The organism is Flavobacteriaceae bacterium HL-DH10, from assembly GCA_031826515.1.
GTDB lineage: Bacteria > Bacteroidota > Bacteroidia > Flavobacteriales > Flavobacteriaceae > Thalassobellus > Thalassobellus suaedae.
In genome coordinates this window covers 1,394,630-1,413,352 of record CP134536.1, presented here as the reverse complement: position 1 = coordinate 1,413,352, position 18,723 = coordinate 1,394,630, and the positions used below count along the sequence as shown (strand labels likewise).

General features: G+C 32.7%; 10 protein-coding genes. 7 read left to right on the top strand and 3 right to left on the bottom strand.

Annotated elements, in window-relative coordinates; all coding sequences use genetic code 11:
- The first annotated feature begins 74 nt into the window (after positions 1-74).
- Genes RHP49_06185 through RHP49_06160 form a run of 6 tightly spaced genes read left to right on the top strand, consistent with a single transcriptional unit; the run spans position 75 to position 9,127 of the window.
- Positions 75-2,234 (top strand): alpha-glucuronidase family glycosyl hydrolase, encoded by a 2,160-nt coding sequence (locus RHP49_06185; GenBank protein WNH14385.1) that lies wholly within the window; start codon positions 75-77, stop codon positions 2,232-2,234.
- Positions 2,235-2,240: 6 nt separating this feature from the next.
- Positions 2,241-5,153, top strand: coding sequence for a glycosyl hydrolase 115 family protein (locus tag RHP49_06180; protein ID WNH13842.1), 2,913 nt, complete (start codon positions 2,241-2,243; stop codon positions 5,151-5,153).
- A 1-nt stretch (position 5,154) separates the two neighbouring features.
- Positions 5,155-5,517 (top strand): endo-1,4-beta-xylanase, encoded by a 363-nt coding sequence (locus RHP49_06175; protein WNH13841.1) that lies wholly within the window; start codon positions 5,155-5,157, stop codon positions 5,515-5,517.
- A 7-nt stretch (positions 5,518-5,524) separates the two neighbouring features.
- The gene (locus RHP49_06170) at positions 5,525-6,643 is read left to right on the top strand and encodes an endo-1,4-beta-xylanase (GenBank protein ID WNH13840.1); all 1,119 of its coding nucleotides are present in this window, start codon (positions 5,525-5,527) and stop codon (positions 6,641-6,643) included.
- 22 nt (positions 6,644-6,665) lie between these two features.
- Positions 6,666-8,099 (top strand): MFS transporter, encoded by a 1,434-nt coding sequence (locus RHP49_06165; protein ID WNH13839.1) that lies wholly within the window; start codon positions 6,666-6,668, stop codon positions 8,097-8,099.
- An 11-nt stretch (positions 8,100-8,110) separates the two neighbouring features.
- On the top strand, positions 8,111-9,127 hold the full coding sequence (locus RHP49_06160) for a glycoside hydrolase family 43 protein (GenBank protein WNH13838.1): 1,017 nt from the start codon (positions 8,111-8,113) through the stop codon (positions 9,125-9,127).
- 140 nt (positions 9,128-9,267) lie between these two features.
- On the opposite strand, the gene RHP49_06155 is transcribed toward RHP49_06160, so the two are convergent.
- The 3 genes from RHP49_06155 to RHP49_06145 all read right to left on the bottom strand — a co-directional run bounded on the left by RHP49_06155 (position 9,268) and on the right by RHP49_06145 (position 16,533).
- Positions 9,268-11,349: a PQQ-dependent dehydrogenase, methanol/ethanol family gene (locus RHP49_06155; protein ID WNH13837.1), complete on the bottom strand. Its 2,082-nt coding sequence runs from the start codon at positions 11,347-11,349 to the stop codon at positions 9,268-9,270.
- Between the two features lie 131 nt (positions 11,350-11,480).
- Entirely contained in the window at positions 11,481-13,409 is a 1,929-nt protein-coding gene (locus RHP49_06150) for a RagB/SusD family nutrient uptake outer membrane protein (protein ID WNH13836.1), read from the bottom strand.
- Between the two features lie 10 nt (positions 13,410-13,419).
- Positions 13,420-16,533: a TonB-dependent receptor gene (locus tag RHP49_06145; protein WNH13835.1), complete on the bottom strand. Its 3,114-nt coding sequence runs from the start codon at positions 16,531-16,533 to the stop codon at positions 13,420-13,422.
- Positions 16,534-16,919: 386 nt separating this feature from the next.
- Between RHP49_06145 and RHP49_06140 the strand changes: the two genes are divergently transcribed.
- Positions 16,920-18,722, top strand: a complete 1,803-nt coding sequence (locus RHP49_06140; GenBank protein ID WNH13834.1) for a carbamoyltransferase N-terminal domain-containing protein — start codon at positions 16,920-16,922, stop codon at positions 18,720-18,722.
- Position 18,723 lies beyond the last annotated feature (1 nt).

Below are 18,723 nucleotides of genomic sequence, written 5' to 3'. Positions count from 1 at the left end.
TGCGTATTTATTTGATTTTTTTTTGATATTAATATTTAATAGAAATTATGGTTTGTTTTAAAATAAGATTTATGATGAATAGATATCGTTTGCTTATTCTGTTTTTATGTATAATTAACTTAAATAGCTTTGCTAAAGATGGATATAAGCTGTGGTTGCAGTATGATTTTATTGAAAACGAATCTTTAAGAAAAGAATACCAATCTCATATTAAAAGATTAATACCTTTTGGTGATTCTGAAACGATAAACATTGGTTTAAATGAATTAGAAAGAGGGCTTTCTGGAATGTTAGGAGAGGTGTATTTGTCTAAAGTAAATAAAAGTAATATTAATGATTATGTCCTAGTTTTAGGATCTAAAGCATCTTTAAGTCATGATATTTCAAGTTTATTAGAAAAAGAATTTAATACGATAAATGAAGAAGGCTTTATTATTAAATCAATCACATTAAAAGGGAAAAAACAAATAGTTATATCTGGAAAAACAGACGTTGGTGTTTTATACGGTGTATTTAATTTTTTAAGATTAATACAAACAAATAAATCTATTAAAAATCTATCTATTGTAGATGCTCCTAAATTAAAAGTAAGAGTTTTAAATCATTGGGATAATTTAGATAGAACAGTAGAAAGAGGTTATTCTGGAGCTTCTATTTGGGATTGGCATAGGTTGCCAGATTATATAGATCAGCGTTATATAGATTATGCCCGAGCAAATGCATCTATAGGTATTAATGGTACTGTTTTAAATAACGTAAATGCCAATGCCTTAATTTTAACGCCTCAATATTTAGAGAAAGTTAAAGCTTTAGCAAATATTTTTAGACCTTATGGTATTAAGGTATACTTAACGGCACGATTTTCTGCTCCAATCGAGATTGGAGGTTTAAAAACAGCCGATCCATTAGATGCTGGTGTTATTAACTGGTGGAAAGATAAAACAGCTGAAATTTATAAATCGATACCTGATTTTGGAGGCTTTTTGGTTAAAGCAAATTCTGAAGGGCAACCTGGACCTCAAAATTATGACAGAAACCATGTAGATGGAGCCAATATGATGGCTGAAGCTGTAGCTCCTTTTGGTGGCATTGTTATGTGGAGAGCCTTTGTTTATTCGGAGCATGATGCTAATGATAGAGCAAAACAAGCCTACACAGAATTTGTTCCTTATGATGGACAATTTAAAGACAATGTTCTTATTCAAGTAAAAAATGGCGCAATAGATTTTCAACCTCGGGAACCTTTTCATCCTATGTTTGGTGCTATGCCAAAAACGCCTTTAATGATGGAGTTTCAAATAACACAAGAATATTTAGGTTGCAGTACGCATTCTGTATTTCTTCCAACTATGTATAAAGAAGTTTTAGATGCAGATACTTACAGAAAAGGTAAAGCGTCTACTGTTGCTAAAGTTATTGATGGTACACTTGATAATAAAAAACTAACAGGAATGGCGGGTGTTAGCAATATTGGTGCCGATAGAAATTGGACTGGGAATGTGTTTTTGCAAGCCAATTGGTATGGTTTTGGTCGCCTTGCATGGAATCCGTATTTAACCTCTGAAAACATTGCTGATGAATGGATAAAATCTACTTTTTCTAATGCCAATGATTTTGTTCAACCTGTTAAAGAGTTTATGTTAGCTTCTCTAGAAGCTACAGTAAATTATATGACACCTTTAGGTTTGCATCATATTATGGCAACGGGTCATCATTATGGTCCTGGACCATGGGTTTCTAATTTGTCAAGACCAGAATGGAATCCAGTCTATTACCACAAAGCAGATGCTCAAGGCATTGGTTTTGATAGAAGTACTTCAGGAAGTAATGCTGTGGAGCAATATGCACCTGAAGTAGCCAAGATGTTTAATGATTTAAATACTTGTCCAGAAGAATTTTTATTATGGTTTCATCATGTAGCATGGGATTATAAATTAAAAAACGGAAAAACACTTTGGGATGGAATGGCTTTAAAATATCAAGAAGGTGTTAATCAAGTAGAGGCTATGTTAAAGACTTGGAATGCTATGAAGCCATATGTGGATTTTCAGAGATATAACGAAGTTAAAATGTTGCTAAACATCCAATATAAAGAGGCGAAATGGTGGCGAGATGCTTGCTTATTATACTTTCAGCAATATTCTAAAAAAACTTTACCAAAAGGTGTTGAAGCACCAACTAAAACTTTAAACTATTTTGAATCATTAAAATTCCCTTTTGCACCAGGAAATTAATAAAAAATGACTTTTACAACTAATCTAAAAAAAACCACCATAACCATATTTTTAACATTACTATTTTCTGTTGTTAATGGTATGCAAGGTATCAATCCAGAAAAATATGTGTCTTCTGAAACTTTAGAGGGGAGCTTCCCTTTAGCAAGTAATTCTAAAGTTGCTTCTATTTTAGTAAGTAATAACGATTTTCCAGGAGTAATTCGTGTTACAGGTCATCTGCAAAAAGATCTTAAAAATGTTACGGGTATTCAACCAAACATTATCAATACTATTTCTCAAACCGAAGATTATATAGTAATTATTGGCACTTTGGGTAAGAGTTTAATAATTGACCAATTAGCAAAAGAAGGTAAAATAGATGCTAGTAAACTTCAAGGCACGCTAGAGAAATTTACAACTCAAATTATCGAAAATCCTATGGCAGGCGTTAAAAAAGCATTGGTTATTGCTGGTTCAGACAAACGAGGAACAATATATGGGATTTATGATCTTTCAAAACAAATAGGCGTGTCTCCTTGGTATTTCTGGGCAGATGTTCCTGTTAAAAAACAATTGGAATTACATGTGCTTCCAGGGATTCATACTTTGGGCGAACCTAAAGTAAAATATAGAGGTATATTTATAAATGATGAAGCGCCTGCATTGACTGGATGGGCAGATGAAAATTTTGGTGATCTTAATTCTAAATTTTACGATAAGGTTTTTGAACTTATTTTAAGATTAAAAGGAAATTATTTGTGGCCTGCCATGTGGGGAAATAAATTTTATGTTGATGATCCTGAAAATGGTGATTTAGCAGATGAGTATGGTATAATTATGGGTACTTCCCATCATGAACCTTTAGTTCGGTCTCATGCCGAATGGGAAAAGTCTAAAAATGGCACATGGGATTTCAATACGAATGCAGAGGGTTTAAAAGCATTTTGGAAAGGTGGTATTGAGCGTATGGGTAATAAAGAAACATTAGTAACAATTGGTATGCGAGGTGATGGTGATGAGGCAATGACTGAAGGCACCGCAATTGGGTTGTTAGAGGATATTGTTAAAACACAAAGAGAAATTATTAGTACAGTAACTAAAAAACCTGCTGAGGATACCCCTCAAATTTGGGCACTTTATAAAGAAGTTCAAGATTATTATGATAAAGGTATGCAAGTTCCAGAAGATGTTACATTACTGCTTTGTGATGATAATTGGGGTAACTTAAGAAAATTACCAAGCTTAAATGCGAAACCCCGTAAAGGTGGCTACGGTATTTATTATCATTTTGATTATGTTGGTGGTCCACGAAGTTATAAATGGACAAACACAAACCAAATTGAACGTGTTTGGGAGCAAATGCATTTAGCTTATAAACATGGTGTAGATAAGGTTTGGATTGTAAATGTTGGTGATATTAAACCTATGGAATTTCCTATTTCTTTCTTTTTAGACTATGCTTGGAATCCTGAAAAGTGGGATGCCAGTAATCTACAAGATTATTATTACCAGTGGGCTAGAGATAATTTTGATGGTCAATTTACAGAAGATATAGCCAATATTTTAAAGCTTTACACAAAGTATAATGCTCGTAGAACTCCTGAGCTTTTAGATGCTAAAACCTATAGTTTAATTCATTATAATGAAGCTGAAAGGGTTGTTAAAGAATATAATGAATTAGCTGAAAAAGCTAAAGACATTAATAAAAATTTAAAACCAGAATATAAAGACGCCTTTTACCAATTGGTACTTTATCATGTTTTATCTGGCGCGAATCTTAACGAATTATATGTTACCGTAGCGAAAAATAAGCTATATGCAGAACAAGGAAGAACTTCCACAAATGTACTAGCTAAAAAAGCGAATGATTTATTTAAAAAAGTAGCTGAATTTGATAATCACTATAATAAAATCATGTCTAGTGGAAAATGGAATCATATGATGTCTCAAGCATATATTGGATCGACAAGTTGGAGAGCACCATCCGAAAACATTATGCCTGAAACAAAAACTATAAAATTACCAAATAATTCAGAAGTTGGGATTGCTGTTGAAGGTTCTGAAAAATGGTGGCCAAATGCTACAGAAGATGCTCTTTTACCAACTTTTACTTCTTTTGAAAATAACATATTCTATTTTGATGTTTTTAATAGAGGACAAGAACCTTTCAATTTTAAAATAAACTCAAAATCTAAATGGATAACCTTTTCTAAAACAAAAGGAACTATTGACAAAGAAGAAAGAATAAAGGTTAGTATAGATTGGGAAAAAGCTCCTAAAGGATTACATAAAACATCTTTTTTTGTTAAGGCTAATAAAAAAATGATTCCCGTTTATGTCCAAACACATAATACCGATTTAAAAGAGACTAAAGGTTTTGTTGAGAATAATGGTTTTATAGCGATTGATGCAAATCATTTTTCAAATAAATCGGAACCAGAAACTTTTAAATGGGTTGTTGTTGAAAACCTTGGTAAAACGGGTTCTTCTATAATTTCATTACCAATAGAAAAAGGTAGAGTTACATTGAAGGAGAGTTCGCCTAAATTGTCTTACGATGTTAATTTCCAAACGACAGGTACTGTAAAAGTGAGCATGTATTTTTCACCAACTATTAATTATGCTACCAGAGAAGGTATGTATTATGGTTTGTCTTTCGATGAAGAAAAACCTATTCAAATAAATTACGATTCAGATCCTAATATTTTTAATTATAACGGAAAAGTACCAAGCAATTGGCACACAAATGTTTCAGATAAAATTAAAGTTATTACTACTGAATTTGAAATTGATAAAACAGGAAATCATACACTGAATTATTATAGAGTTGATGAAGGTTTAGTACTTCAAAAAATTATCATAGAAACGGAAAGAAGCAATTTAAAAGAAACTTATTTAGGTCCTGAGCAAAGCTTTAAAAGAATTAAAGATGAATAGCATGTTAAAATATATAACACTAGTTGTTTTAGTGCTTTTTATGAGTTGTAGTAAATCAGAAGATGATACTGGTCTTTTAATCCATTTTTCTGAAGTAGATTTGACTGTTAATAAAGATAAAGCTTTAACTCGTCTCACAACAGAAAGATTAAATGCTCAAAAAGAAAGATACAAACAATTAGCAACCATATATAAAACTATTCATGAAGCTCAACAATTTGGAATTACATTTTGGGGCATGAGAGATACCGATAGTTGGTTGTTAGATTTTTATAATAATCAAAGCGAATGGCCATTATTATTCAATTCAGGATATAATTATAAACTAGCATTATTTGGTTTTCTAGATGGTTTAACTAATTAAATAAAAAATGAAAAAAACAAAACCCTTTTTAGTTGTTATAGCTCTATTACTATTAGTAATAAGCTGTAAAAAAGTTAATGAAGTAAAACCTGTAGAAGTTATTTCTTTAAAAAATGAGTTTAAAGAGAATTTCTATATGGGAGTAGCTATTAATGAAAGCCAAATAGAAGAACAAGATTCTTTAGAAACGATATTAATTTCAAAGGAATTCAACAGTATTACTGCCGAAAATATTATGAAATCAATGTTTGTCCATCCATCAAAAGACACATTTGATTTTAAACTAACCGATAAATATGTAGCCTTTGGTAAAAAGTATAACATGTTTATTCATGGTCATACTTTAATTTGGCATAGTCAATTAGCACCATGGTTTAAAACAATAAAAGACAGTGCAGAAATGGCTTCTGTTATGGAAAACCATATAAAAACTATTGTTAGTAGATATAAAGGAAAAATAAATTCTTGGGATGTTGTAAATGAAGCATTAAATGAAGATGGGACTTTAAGAAATTCTGTTTTTTTAGATACTTATGGTGAAGATTATTTAGCGTACGCATTTAAATTGGCATCTGAATCCGACCCCGATACTGACTTGTATTATAACGATTATAATATGACCAGTGTTGATAAAAGAAATGGTGCTATTAAGATGATAAAACGTATTCAAGACAAAGGCATAAAAGTAGATGGTATTGGTATGCAAGGACATTGGAGGTTAGATTCACCATCTATAGAAGTTATTGAAGAAAGTATTTTAGCTTATGCTGAACTTGGTGTTAAAGTAGCTATTACAGAGCTTGATATTAATGTTTTACCTAGTCCTTGGGATTTAGTAGGAGCAGAGGTAAGTCAGAATTTTGAAAGTAGTGAAAAAATGAATCCTTATTCTAAAAGCCTACCAGATTCTATTCAAATAAAATTCACAAAACGCTATCAGGATATTTTTAAATTGTTTTTAAAGCATCAAGATAAAATTAGTAGAGTTACTTTTTGGGGTTTAAGTGATAGCCATACTTGGTTAAACAATTGGCCTATTGAAGGACGTACAAATTATCCGATGATTTTTGATAGAAGGTTACAAGCTAAAAAAGCATATGATAGTATTATTAGTTTAAAAAAATAACACCCAACTAACCAATAAAAATATGAATACAACTTCTCAAAAATTATCCATAAAAGAAAAAATTGGATATAGCTTAGGAGATCTCGCTGCTAACTTGGTTTTTCAAACGTTAATAACATATCTGGCATATTTTTATACAGATATTTATGGACTTGATGCGGGTCACGCATCGGCCATTATGCTAACGGTTGGTCTTGTTGCCGCATTTGGTTTTAATCCTATAATTGGAGCATTAGCAGATAGAACAGTATCTAAATGGGGTAAATTTAGACCTTGGATTCTTTTTACATCCGTACCTCTTGGTGTAGTTGCTTTATTAGCGTTTAGCACTCCAGATTTTACATACAAAGGAAAAGTAATATATGCTGTAATTACATATACATTATTGTTGCTATTATATGCAGCAAATAATTTACCGTATTCTGCTTTAAGTGGTGTTATTACAGGCAATATGAAGGAAAGAAACAGTATGTCTGCTTATCGTTTCGTAGCCGTTATGTTTGCTCAATTTTTTGTACAAGTATTTATGTTGCCAATTATTGAATCTGCTGGCGGTGGAGATAAAGCAATTGGTATTGAAAAAGTAATGACGTGGTTAGCAATTATTGGAACAATTATGTTAATTATCACTTTTGTTACAACAAAAGAGCGTGTAGTACCTAAGCTTGAACAGAAATCTACTTTAATTGAAGATTTAAGAGACTTAACAAAAAATAGACCATGGGTTATCATGTTGCTTTTAACAACATTAGTTTTTGTAACTCTTGCAATGAAAGGCGGTTCTTATGTATACTATTTCAAAAATTACGTTGATGCAGAGTCACTTACTTTATTTATAAGTCCATTGTTGGATATGTTAAATAATATTGGAATAAACTTTTTTGGAGAAGATCCAATTTCTGCCGGTTTTGGGTTATTTAATGCAGGTGGTATCATTTTCATGATTGTTGGTATTGGATTATCTAAATTTCTTGCTGATAAATATGGAAAAAGAGACGTTTTTAGAATGTTTTTGTTTATATCAACCTTGTTCATCATTTTCTTTTATTTCTTTTCTCCAGAGTCTGTAGAGTTCATGTTCTTATCACAAATATTACATGGTTTCTTTTATGGAATTACCATTCCAATTCTTTGGGCTATGATAGCCGATGTTGCAGATTATTCAGAATGGAAAAATAACCGTAGAGCAACTGCTATAATATTTTCAGCTATGATGGTTGGTTTAAAAGCGGGATTAAGTATAGGTAGTGCTTTGGTAGCTTGGATTTTAGGGTTGTATAACTACATTCCAAATGCTGTTTCTCAAGCAGAAAGTGCTATTCATGGTACAAAAATGTTGATAAGTATATTTCCTGCAATTCCATTTTTGTTAGGATGTATTCTCTTGTTTTTTTACGAAATTAATAAGAATATGGAGGAACAATTAGAGAGTGATTTAAAAGAAAGAAGAAATTAAAAGAATAAATTATGCCAGAAGATAGTACTGAAGAAATTGATTTCAATGAATTAAATAAGAAAGCTATTTCACAACCATTAATTACTCATATGTATACAGCAGATCCATCTGCTCATGTTTTTAATGGAAAAATATATATTTACCCGTCGCACGATATTGATGCAGGAATTCCTTTTAATGATAATGGAGATCATTTTGGTATGGAAGACTACCATGTTATTTCTATGGATTCTATTGATAGCGATGCTGTAGATAATGGTGTTGCTTTGCATTTAAAAGACGTAGCATGGGCTGAAAGACAAATGTGGGCTCCAGATGCCGCTCATAAAGATGGAAAGTATTACTTGTTTTTTCCAGCAAAAAATAAAGAGGGTATTTTTCAAATAGGTGTTGCTGTAGGGGATTCTCCAATTGGACCTTTTGTTGCACAACCAAAACCAATTAGTGGAAGTTATAGCATAGATCCTGCTGTTTTTGAAGATGAAGATGGTAGTTATTATATGTATTTTGGAGGAATTTGGGGAGGTCAACTTCAAAAATTTAGAAATAATATATACGATGAAAACAATGAATTACCAAAACCAGACGAACCCGCACTATTACCCTTGGTTGCAAAATTAACGGACGATTTATTAGAGTTTTCTGAAGACGTTAAAGAAGTTCAGATTTTAGATGAACATGGCAATTTGTTATTAGAAGGCGATAATGAACGTCGATTTTTTGAAGCCTCTTGGTTGCATAAATACAATGGTAAATACTATTTCTCTTATTCAACAGGCGATACGCATTTTATTTGTTATGCTATTGGAGATAGTCCTTATGGTCCATTTACTTATTCAGGAAGAATTTTAAATCCTGTTGTAGGATGGACATCACATCATTCTATTTGTGAAGTAGAGGGTAAGTGGTATTTGTTTTATCATGACTCTAGTTTGTCAAAAGGAGTTACCCATTTACGTTCAGTTAAAGTGGCAGAGATAACTTATAATGAGGATGGTAGTATCGTTACACTTGACCCATACAAATAAAAATAATAGTTATAATTAAAAATGAGGTCATTTTATTAATATAAAGCGACCTCATTTTTAAACATTTTATAACTCCTAATTTTTATTAAGTCATACAATCCTTCAAAGTAAAATACATCGGACTAAAATTTAATTTCTTCTTATTCCTCTGTACTTTTATTTTTATCGCTTTTTGATCTTGCCATATTAATTATAAAATGCTGTATGTTATTAACCTCTTCTTTAGTAAGTCGGTTATCAAATTTTGGCATTCCATTTGGAAGTAAAAGTCCTTCTAAAACTACTTTCTCAAAAGCCTCAGTTCCTACCATAAAGCTATATCCTAAATCGGGAGCCACACCACCACCATTCTCTGCAACTACATGACAAGTGGCGCAGTATTTATAATAAAGGGTCTCTCCTTTACCAGATTTATTATAATCCAGTTCCCATTTAGGATTAATAAGATCACGAGCATATAAAGGCATTTCACTTGGTAATTCTGATTTTCCTCCAATTTTAAATGTATAAATTGTACCGGGAAGAATATAATTCGTATGTTTATTCTTCATGCCGTATCCGCCACCCCATCCAGTTATAACGGTAATATATTGAATACCATCTACTAAATAAGTTATTGGAGGCGCCAATATGCCATTTTGTAAATTGGCTTCCCAAATTAATTGACCATTCAAACCATTATAAGCTGTTATTCGACCATCGGCTGTACCTTGAAATACTAAATTTGAAGCTGTTGTCAATAAGCCTCCATTCCAAATATTGTCTTGTTCAACACTCCAAACTTCCTTTTGATTTATAGGATCCCACGCTATAAGTTTGCCAATATTGGTGGCTTTTGCATCTTTTATAGTAGGTCTTGAATCAACGCTACCAATAGCTAGATTCCAGCCAACTCCTGTTCCAAATCCCGACTTATTATATACCCATGTTGTATCTTGTCCATAGTTTGAAAAGGTTTCTCTTGCAGGAATATAAACTAAATTAAGATTTGAGTTAAACGCCATAGGCTGCCAGTTATGGGCTCCATTAAAATTTGGAGCAAGATCTATATTAGCTTTGTCATACCTAGCCCATTTATTTTCAACTGGTCTGCCTGTTTTCAAATTAACACTATCTGCCCAATTTACATAAGTGAATTTTTCTGCTGAAATTAATTCACCATTTGTTCGGTCTAAAACATAAAAGAATCCATTTTTTGGAGCTTGTATTAATACTTTACGCTTTTTTCCTTCAATATTTAAATCGGTAAGAACCATATGCTGTGTAGCAGTAAAGTCCCAAGAGTCTCCAGGCGTTGTTTGATAGTGCCAAATTAATTTTCCTGTATCAGGGTTAATAGCAAGTATAGACGAAAGATATAAATTATCGCCTCCTTCAGGACTTCTTTTATTTCTATCCCATGGTGAGCCATTTCCTGTACCAACATAAAGCAGATTTAAATCTGGATCGAAAGCCATGGCATCCCAAACAGTACCGCCGCCGCCATATTTCCACCATGTTCCTGTCCATGTTTTAGCGGCTTTCTCCATAGCTTCATTTTCAAAAGGATTGGATGGATCTCCAGGGACTGTATAAAACCTCCAAACCTGTTTTCCACTGTCTGCATCATAGGCCGTAAAATAACCTCTAACACCTAATTCTGCGCCTCCATTACCAATAATTACTTTGTTATTGACAACCCTTGGTGCACCAGTTATGGTATAAGGTTTAGATTGATCGATGGTTAAAACTTCCCAAATCTTTTTGCCGGTTTTACTGTCTAATGAAATTAGCCTGCCATCAAATGTACCTACATAAACTTTGTTTTCATATAGGGCAACACCTCTGTTTACAACATCACAGCATCCTTTTTCACCAAAACTTTTGGGTACTTCAGGATCATATTTCCAAAGTAAGGAATGAGTTCTCAAGTCTACTGCAAAAACAATACTCCAAGGTCCCGTTAAATACATAACGCCATCTCTTACAATAGGTGTTGCTTCAATGCCTCTTTTTAAACCAAGGTCTAAACTCCAGTCTAAACCTAATTGATTAATATTAGATTCTTTAATATCTGTTAAAGGACTAAATCGAGTTTCAGAATAATTAAGCCCATGCAAAAGCCAATTGCCATCCGTTCCATCTGCTAAAGTAAGATTAGATTCTTTATTAGATTGACAACTAAAAAGAACTAAAATTATAATTAACTTGAGAGGTATTATTTTAAAAATATTTTTTTTCATCTATTAATAAGTTGAAAAGGTCTGTTTTCCTTAAAATTATATAATTAAATTGTCTTTTAATAAAAAAAACCGCCATAAAATCAGACGGTTTTTTCACAAAAATTAATTTAAACTAACTTAAACTAATACTATTATTTATACCCAGGATTTTGATATGCATCTTTTTCAGCATCTGTCATATCTAAATCATCCAATTGGTCTTGAGGTATTGGTCTTAAATAATGATAATCCTCAATAGTTCTTGTAAATTCTGCTGGACTATGGTCAGTAGCATCATTACTTCCTATTTTATAGGTAGCAGCTATTTCAGCCCATTTTTGCGTACGAACCAAATCAAACCATCTATAACCTTCACCAAAATATTCTCTAGAACGCTCTGCTAAAATATAGTCAATATCTATAATAGCAGGTGTTACGGTTACCATTGCAGCACTGTTATCTTCTATACGTTCTTGTTGTTCACCATTATCAAAACGCCATTTACCAGCACGTGAACGAAGCACATTAACTAAATCTCTAGCGCTTTTTCCACCTTGAACAGTTGCACCTTTAACAGCAGCTTCTGCTGCAACAAGATAGAATTCTGAAAATTTAGCTATTGGGAAAGGTCGTGTAAGTGCTCCATTAGGCGATCCTAAACCGCCTTCATTATCGGTGCGATACGTACCTAATTTCCATAAGCCTGGGTAAAATCTTCTGTTTATTTCATTTAAATTTATTACATAATCAGATCTTCCAGGAATTTGTCCTCCACCAAGATTACCACCATTTACGCTATAATCTACAGCAGGGTTGTAGTCATCCAAGAATGTCATAACAGCGTCTCCAGGTGCTATTTCTAAACCATTAGCAGCAGTTAGCGTTGGTGTTGTATTACCGGCAACATCCCAGTTTCCTCTATAACTAGATACAAAGGTACCATCGTAGCGAGAATCTAAATCTTTTTCAGCAAATGTTTCTTCAAACACATTAATTGTTGGTGCCATACGTGTCCATGGACGACCTAAACTTTGTGCAGCTTCACGTTGTACTGCAGCTACACCATCAACATTAATCGTGGTATAGTTAGATGTTACCATCCAAACAGCTGTATTAGCGCTATTATCAGTACCACTCCATCCTAGACTTGCACCATTATATATTTCACTTTCTTCAGTACGATCGGCATATAACATCATTTCTTTATTGCGGTCATTAGAACCTACATGTACATCATAAAAATATTCTTGTAATTCATAAGGTCCTGGATTGTCAATTCCTTCAACAGCTATATTATAGGCTTGCTGAAAATAGTAAGAAGCATCATGTCCATCAGGGTCTGTTCTTGCAGCTTCAGGATATGTAGGAATATTATTTGGGTTTTCAAGCCACCAAGCATAAGTTAAATAGGCTTTGGCTAAATGTAATCTAGCCACATTTTTAGTTACCGTACCCGTTAATCTTGGGTTGTCAGGTAAATCGTTAACAGCAGTAATTAAATCTGTAAATATGGCTTTAGTATATACTTCAGGCACTGTATTACGTACCGAAGTTCTAACTGCCGACGTGTTAAACTTTAACTCACCTGCTCCCATATCTAATGGAACACCACCATAAGTCTGTACTAATAAGAAGTAATCAAAAGCACGGAAAAACCTTGCTTCAGCAATTACAGAGGGATCTATACCAACAGCAGCGGCATTTTCAATAATTCCACTGGCGGTATTTATAGCAGGGTATACAGTATTCCAAATAACACTTGTTGTATAAGTGTCTGAAATAATATTACCAACACCAGATAAATCGGCATTCTTAAAATTATTATCGGCACTTTGAGCATATGTATATTCATCTGTTCCAGTTTCCAAAGAATTATAATGATATGCCTGTCCGTACATGTATCTTAAATTTTCGTACAAAGCTGTAATACCTCCTTGAACCCCTAGTTCGGTTTGGAAAAAATCTGGAGTAAAAGCACTCCTTGGTGTTTCTTGTAGAATATCTTGTGTACAAGACCCCATAAACAAGGCTACTGTAAGTATTACAGTAGTTATTATTTTAAATTTTAATCTTTTTATCATAATAATATTTTTAGAATGTTAAGTTTAACCCTATCATGTAATTGCGTGTTGTAGGTACATTTGTTCCAATTGTTGGAATTCCAACTGATATATTACTCGTGTTTACAGCTACGTTTTGGCGATTTCCGTTCGAGTCAACTCCAGAGTTTGTCTCATGATCCATACCAGATTCTTTATGGAAATCTGAAAATAGCACAAATGGGTTTTGTGCAGTGGCATAAACACGAAGTTTTTGGATGCCTAAGTCTTTTATTAAACCTTGGTCAAAGTTATAACCTAAAGTTATAGTACGAACTTTAAGGAAAGAACCATCAAAATAGCCTAGAGTACTAGCATATTTTTGATTATCACCACTTTGAATTCCACCTGGAGCAGGATACTTTGCATCAGTATTAGTTGGTGTCCAGTAATCTACATCTACATTATTTCTTCTACCTGTAAGTAAATTAAGGTATCCGTTACCACTATACAATGTACTTACTACAATACCTCCTTTTTGGAACGTACCAACCATACTTAAATCGAAGTTTTTATAAGCTAAACGGGTGTTAAAACCACCTTGAAAATCTGGTGTTGGATCTTGTACAATTCTGTCTTCAGAATTTACAGCTCTGGTAGGAGAACCATCTGGATTAAAATCTCCTGTATATTGTACCTTAACCATACCAACATTACCACCTGATTCGAAATCTTGTAAATATTGATAATCTGCATCAGTTTCATTCCAAAGACCAACTTTTTTATAATCATATATAACATTAATAGGAGAACCAACAAACCATAGTTGTCCAGTATTTTCTTCTTCTCCGGTAGCTAAGGCAACGATTTTATTTTTATTAGAATAAAGATTAATTCCAGCATCCCAAGTTAAGCCATCAGGATTATCTATAATAGTTCCATTAAGAGATAGCTCAAAACCTTTGTTTTCAGTTTTACCAATATTACTTGTAACATTATTAACACCAGATGTTGCTGGAAGTCCAAGACCATAAAGAATATCGTTGGTTTTTGTTACATAGTATTCCGCAGTACCAGATAGGCGATTATTGAACAATGCAAAATCTAAACCATAGTTATATGTTTCTGAAAACTCCCATCCTAAATTTGGATTAGGTAATTGAGATACAAAATATCCTGTAGAAAAAGTACTCCCGAAATTATAGTCTCTTTCAGTTAATCGTCCCTGAGTAGAATAAGGAGACACAGCCTGATTTGATGTTTCTCCATAACCTGCACGTATTTTTAAACTGTTTACAAATTCTACATCTTCCATAAAAGACTCATTACCTATGTTCCACCCTATAGACATTGCAGGATAAGTAACCCATTTATTACCTGGAGCTAGTCTAGAAGACCCATCCGAACGCATTGTGGCAGTAAATAAATAACGGTTATCATATTGATACATAACTCTACCCATATAAGATAATAATCCAGTAGATGAATAGTTTGTACCATAGCTAGTAATATCTTCAGCAAGAGCTGAATCTAAGTTATAAAATAAGAATTGTTCGTTTGGTATATTTTGTACCCCAAGGCCAACATCATCATATTCAGTTTTTTGAGACGAAAATAATCCTATAAAATTTACTTGATGTTTTTCAGCAAAAGTTCTATCAAAAAGTAATTGGTTTTCAATTACGTAATCTTTATTAATTGAACTATTATAGCTTGCAGATGAATTATTGCTTAGGTTATAATTAAAAATACCACGACCAGTAAAATTACCATCTCTACTTGTGCGTATGTTTAATCCAACATTAATGCGGTATTTTAATCCTTCAATTCCAGGTATGTTAACTTCTCCATATATATTATTGTATGCACCAAAATCTAACTGGTCATTTCTTCTGCCTTCTCCAACTTGGTTTACTTCATATCTGGTAGGAATCCAGTTATCATCAGCTTGAGTTTGAAGACGAACAGGGGTATTAATAGTTCCATCAGCATTAAACGGACTTAATAATGGTGATGCAGATAATGCGCCATCAATACCAATTATTCCACTAGTCTTACTGAAATTCATTACCGAGTTTAGTCCAAAACGGAAAGCTCCAATTTCTTGGTCAACTTGTGCTCTTAGCGAATACCTTTGGAAAGCATCACCTGGTACAACAGAAGTTTCTTTAAAATATCCTACACCAATATTATATGATCCTCTTTCAGATCCACCTTGAACACTTATATCGTGGCTTGTTTGAAGCCCACTACCATAAAGCAAATCTTGCCAATCCGTATCATTTGCTAAATCTTCATCACCTCCTATATCATAAATAGGAGTTCCTCCATTATTAGAGGCAACATCAGCACGTAACTGTGTAAGTTGAGCTCCATTCATCATAGGATACTTAGCAAAAACTTCTTTAGTAGCGTAATACGTGTTGTAAGTAAACCTTGCTTTTTGACCTTTTTTACCAGATTTTGTTGTTATAAGAATAACACCATTAGCACCCCTAGAACCATAAATGGCAGTAGCTGATGCATCTTTTAATACGTCTAGACTTGCAATATCATTCATATTAATATCACTTAGACCTCCAGAAAAAGGGATGCCATTAAGTACTATTAAAGGATCATTGTTTGCTGAAAGAGAACGTACACCACGAATACGAATTTGTGGAGCAGCTCCAGGTTTAGTGCTGGTTGTAGATATTTGAACACCAGCTGCTCGTCCTTGAAGGGCTTGTTGAAAGTTGGCAGCTTGAACTTCGCCTAAATCTTCTCCCTTAATGGAAACCACAGAACCTGTAACAGATTCCTTTCTTTGTGTACCATACCCAATAACAATAATCTCATCTAATGCAGCGGTATCGGTTTCAAGTGTTACATTGATGGATTGTTGGTTGTTGATTAAAACTTCTTTTGTCTTATAGCCTATGAAGCTATATACCAAAGTGCCATTTGGTGATGCATTTTTAATGGTGTAATTCCCATCAAAATCTGTAGTTGCACCAGTGCTAGTGCCTTTTAAAATTACATTCACACCTGGTACTGGTCCATTAGCATCTGAAACTGTTCCAGAAACTGATACTTGTGCAGTCATACCTGCGCTAAACAGAAACATCAAAATTAGGAAACCTAATTTGTTGATGCTTTTGTTTTTCAAAAGTAAAAAATTTGTCATAAAATTTAGTTTAGAAAATTAATTGTTTTTTAGTATTTATTTTAGAAAAAAATGCTGTTACGATTTCTAACGGCTATAACTTTGGTGTTTTGTAACCGATTGTCTTTTTTGCGTAATGTGTGGCATATTATCTCTAAAATATATTAAACTGATTCAAATATATAATTTTTTTTAAATTAAACAACCGATTGCGTTGAAAAAATACAATCGGTTGTGTATATTTGTTTGAAACAAAAAATAAAATTGCCCAGAATTAACATGATTTAATGTGTATAATTAATTAGTCTAAAAGAATACTGTTATTTTTTATAAAATTGGTCATATCATTTAAAACATAATAATATAGAAAGTTCCAATAAAACAAATTATACATTAAATTTACCTAAATGAAAATTCTTGGTATTTCTGCTTACTATCATGATTCTGCTGCCGTTATTATTGAAAACGGAAAGGTTTTATACGCTGCCCAAGAAGAGCGATTTTCAAGAATAAAAAATGACGCTTCATTCCCTATAAACGCTATTGAATATTGCTTATATGAATCTGGGTTTAATATTGAAGATATTGATCTTATTTCTTTTTATGATAAACCTTTTTTGAAATTTGAAAGGCTATTAGAAACGTATTATGCATTTGCTCCAAAAGGGTTTAAATCATTTGCTAAAGCTATGCCTGTTTTATTAAAGGAAAAACTTTTTATTAAACAGTTCATTAAAAAAAGGATTAGAAAATTATGTAAATCTAAAACACACAAAATAACTATAAATTTTCCTGAGCATCATCTATCTCATGCAGCAAGTGCATTTTATACGTCTCCCTTTAATAGATGTGCTTATTTAACCGTTGATGGAGTGGGTGAATGGGCAACAACTACTTATGGGATTGCATGTGGTAAAAAAGGTATTCAAGTATTAGGTGAATTGCAATTTCCTAATTCATTAGGTTTATTTTATTCTTCATTTACCTATTTTTTAGGTTTTAAAGTTAATTCTGGCGAATATAAAATGATGGGGTTAGCACCTTATGGTAATCCTAATTCAAAAAGAGTTTTAAAATTTGTAAAAACCATAAAGGAAAAATTAATAGATATTAAACCAGATGGTTCCATAAAATTGCATCAAGAATATTTTGAATACTCAGTAGGTTTACGGATGGTAAATCCAAAAAAATGGAAAACCCTGTTCGGATTAATAAAAAGGCAACCCGAAGATAAATTAGAACAAGTTCATGCCGATTTAGCATTTGCGGCTCAAAAAGTCACAGAAGAAGTTCTTGTCAAATTAATTAAATATATAAAACAAGAAACAAAAGAAAATAATTTGTGTATAACTGGAGGCGTAGCGCTTAATTGTGTTGCAAATTCGGTATTATATGAACAAAATATTTTTGATGATATTTATATACAACCAGCAGCTGGAGATGCCGGAGGGGCTTTGGGAGCTGCTTTAGCTACAGCCTATATAAAGAACCCTAAATTAAACTTTTCTGGATTAAAGAATCCTTTTAATGTTTATTTAGGACCTAAATATTCAAATCATGATGTTGAGAGACTTTTACGAAAGTATAAATGTAATTACCAGAAATTTGAAAATCAAGAAGCGTTAACCAAAGCCACGGCACAGTGCATCGCACAAAAAAAGGTAGTGGGGTGGTATAATGGTCGATCTGAATTTGGTCCTAGGGCTTTAGGCAATAGAAGTATAATTGCCGATGCAACAGATCCTGAGATGCAATATAACCTAAACATGAAAATTAAATTTAGAGAAGGTTTTAGACCATTTGCACCTGTTGTTTGTGAAGAAGATTATGATACCTATTTTGAACTTGGAAAACATTCTTATTATATGTTGTTTACAAGTAAGGTTAGAGAGTCATTGAGAAAAAAAATACCAGATGATTTTTGTCAATATAGTTTAGAAGCGAAGCGTAAGTTTATAAAATCTGATTTACCAGCTATTACACATGTTGATTTTTCAGCAAGGGTTCAAGTGGTGAAAAAAGATGTAAATCCATTATTTTGGAGTTTAATTCAAGCTTACAAACAAATTACAGGAATAGGCATTTTTATTAATACTAGTTTTAATGTTAAAGATGAACCTATTGTTAATACTCCTGAGGAGGCATATAATTGTTTTATGAAATCAGGTATGGACGTTTTGGTATTAGATAATTACTTAATAAAAAAATAAA

What these genes read in the sequence shown, in the direction of transcription:
- RHP49_06170 (WNH13840.1), top strand. Translation starts at nt 5,525, where the DNA reads ATGAAAAAAACAAAACCCTTTTTAGTTGTTATAGCTCTATTACTATTA.
- RHP49_06145 (WNH13835.1), bottom strand. Translation starts at nt 16,533, where the DNA reads ATGACAAATTTTTTACTTTTGAAAAACAAAAGCATCAACAAATTAGGT.
- RHP49_06180 (WNH13842.1), top strand. Translation starts at nt 2,241, where the DNA reads ATGACTTTTACAACTAATCTAAAAAAAACCACCATAACCATATTTTTA.
- RHP49_06165 (WNH13839.1), top strand. Translation starts at nt 6,666, where the DNA reads ATGAATACAACTTCTCAAAAATTATCCATAAAAGAAAAAATTGGATAT.
- RHP49_06160 (WNH13838.1), top strand. Translation starts at nt 8,111, where the DNA reads ATGCCAGAAGATAGTACTGAAGAAATTGATTTCAATGAATTAAATAAG.
- RHP49_06175 (WNH13841.1), top strand. Translation starts at nt 5,155, where the DNA reads ATGTTAAAATATATAACACTAGTTGTTTTAGTGCTTTTTATGAGTTGT.
- RHP49_06185 (WNH14385.1), top strand. Translation starts at nt 75, where the DNA reads ATGAATAGATATCGTTTGCTTATTCTGTTTTTATGTATAATTAACTTA.
- RHP49_06150 (WNH13836.1), bottom strand. Translation starts at nt 13,409, where the DNA reads ATGATAAAAAGATTAAAATTTAAAATAATAACTACTGTAATACTTACA.
- RHP49_06155 (WNH13837.1), bottom strand. Translation starts at nt 11,349, where the DNA reads ATGAAAAAAAATATTTTTAAAATAATACCTCTCAAGTTAATTATAATT.
- RHP49_06140 (WNH13834.1), top strand. Translation starts at nt 16,920, where the DNA reads ATGAAAATTCTTGGTATTTCTGCTTACTATCATGATTCTGCTGCCGTT.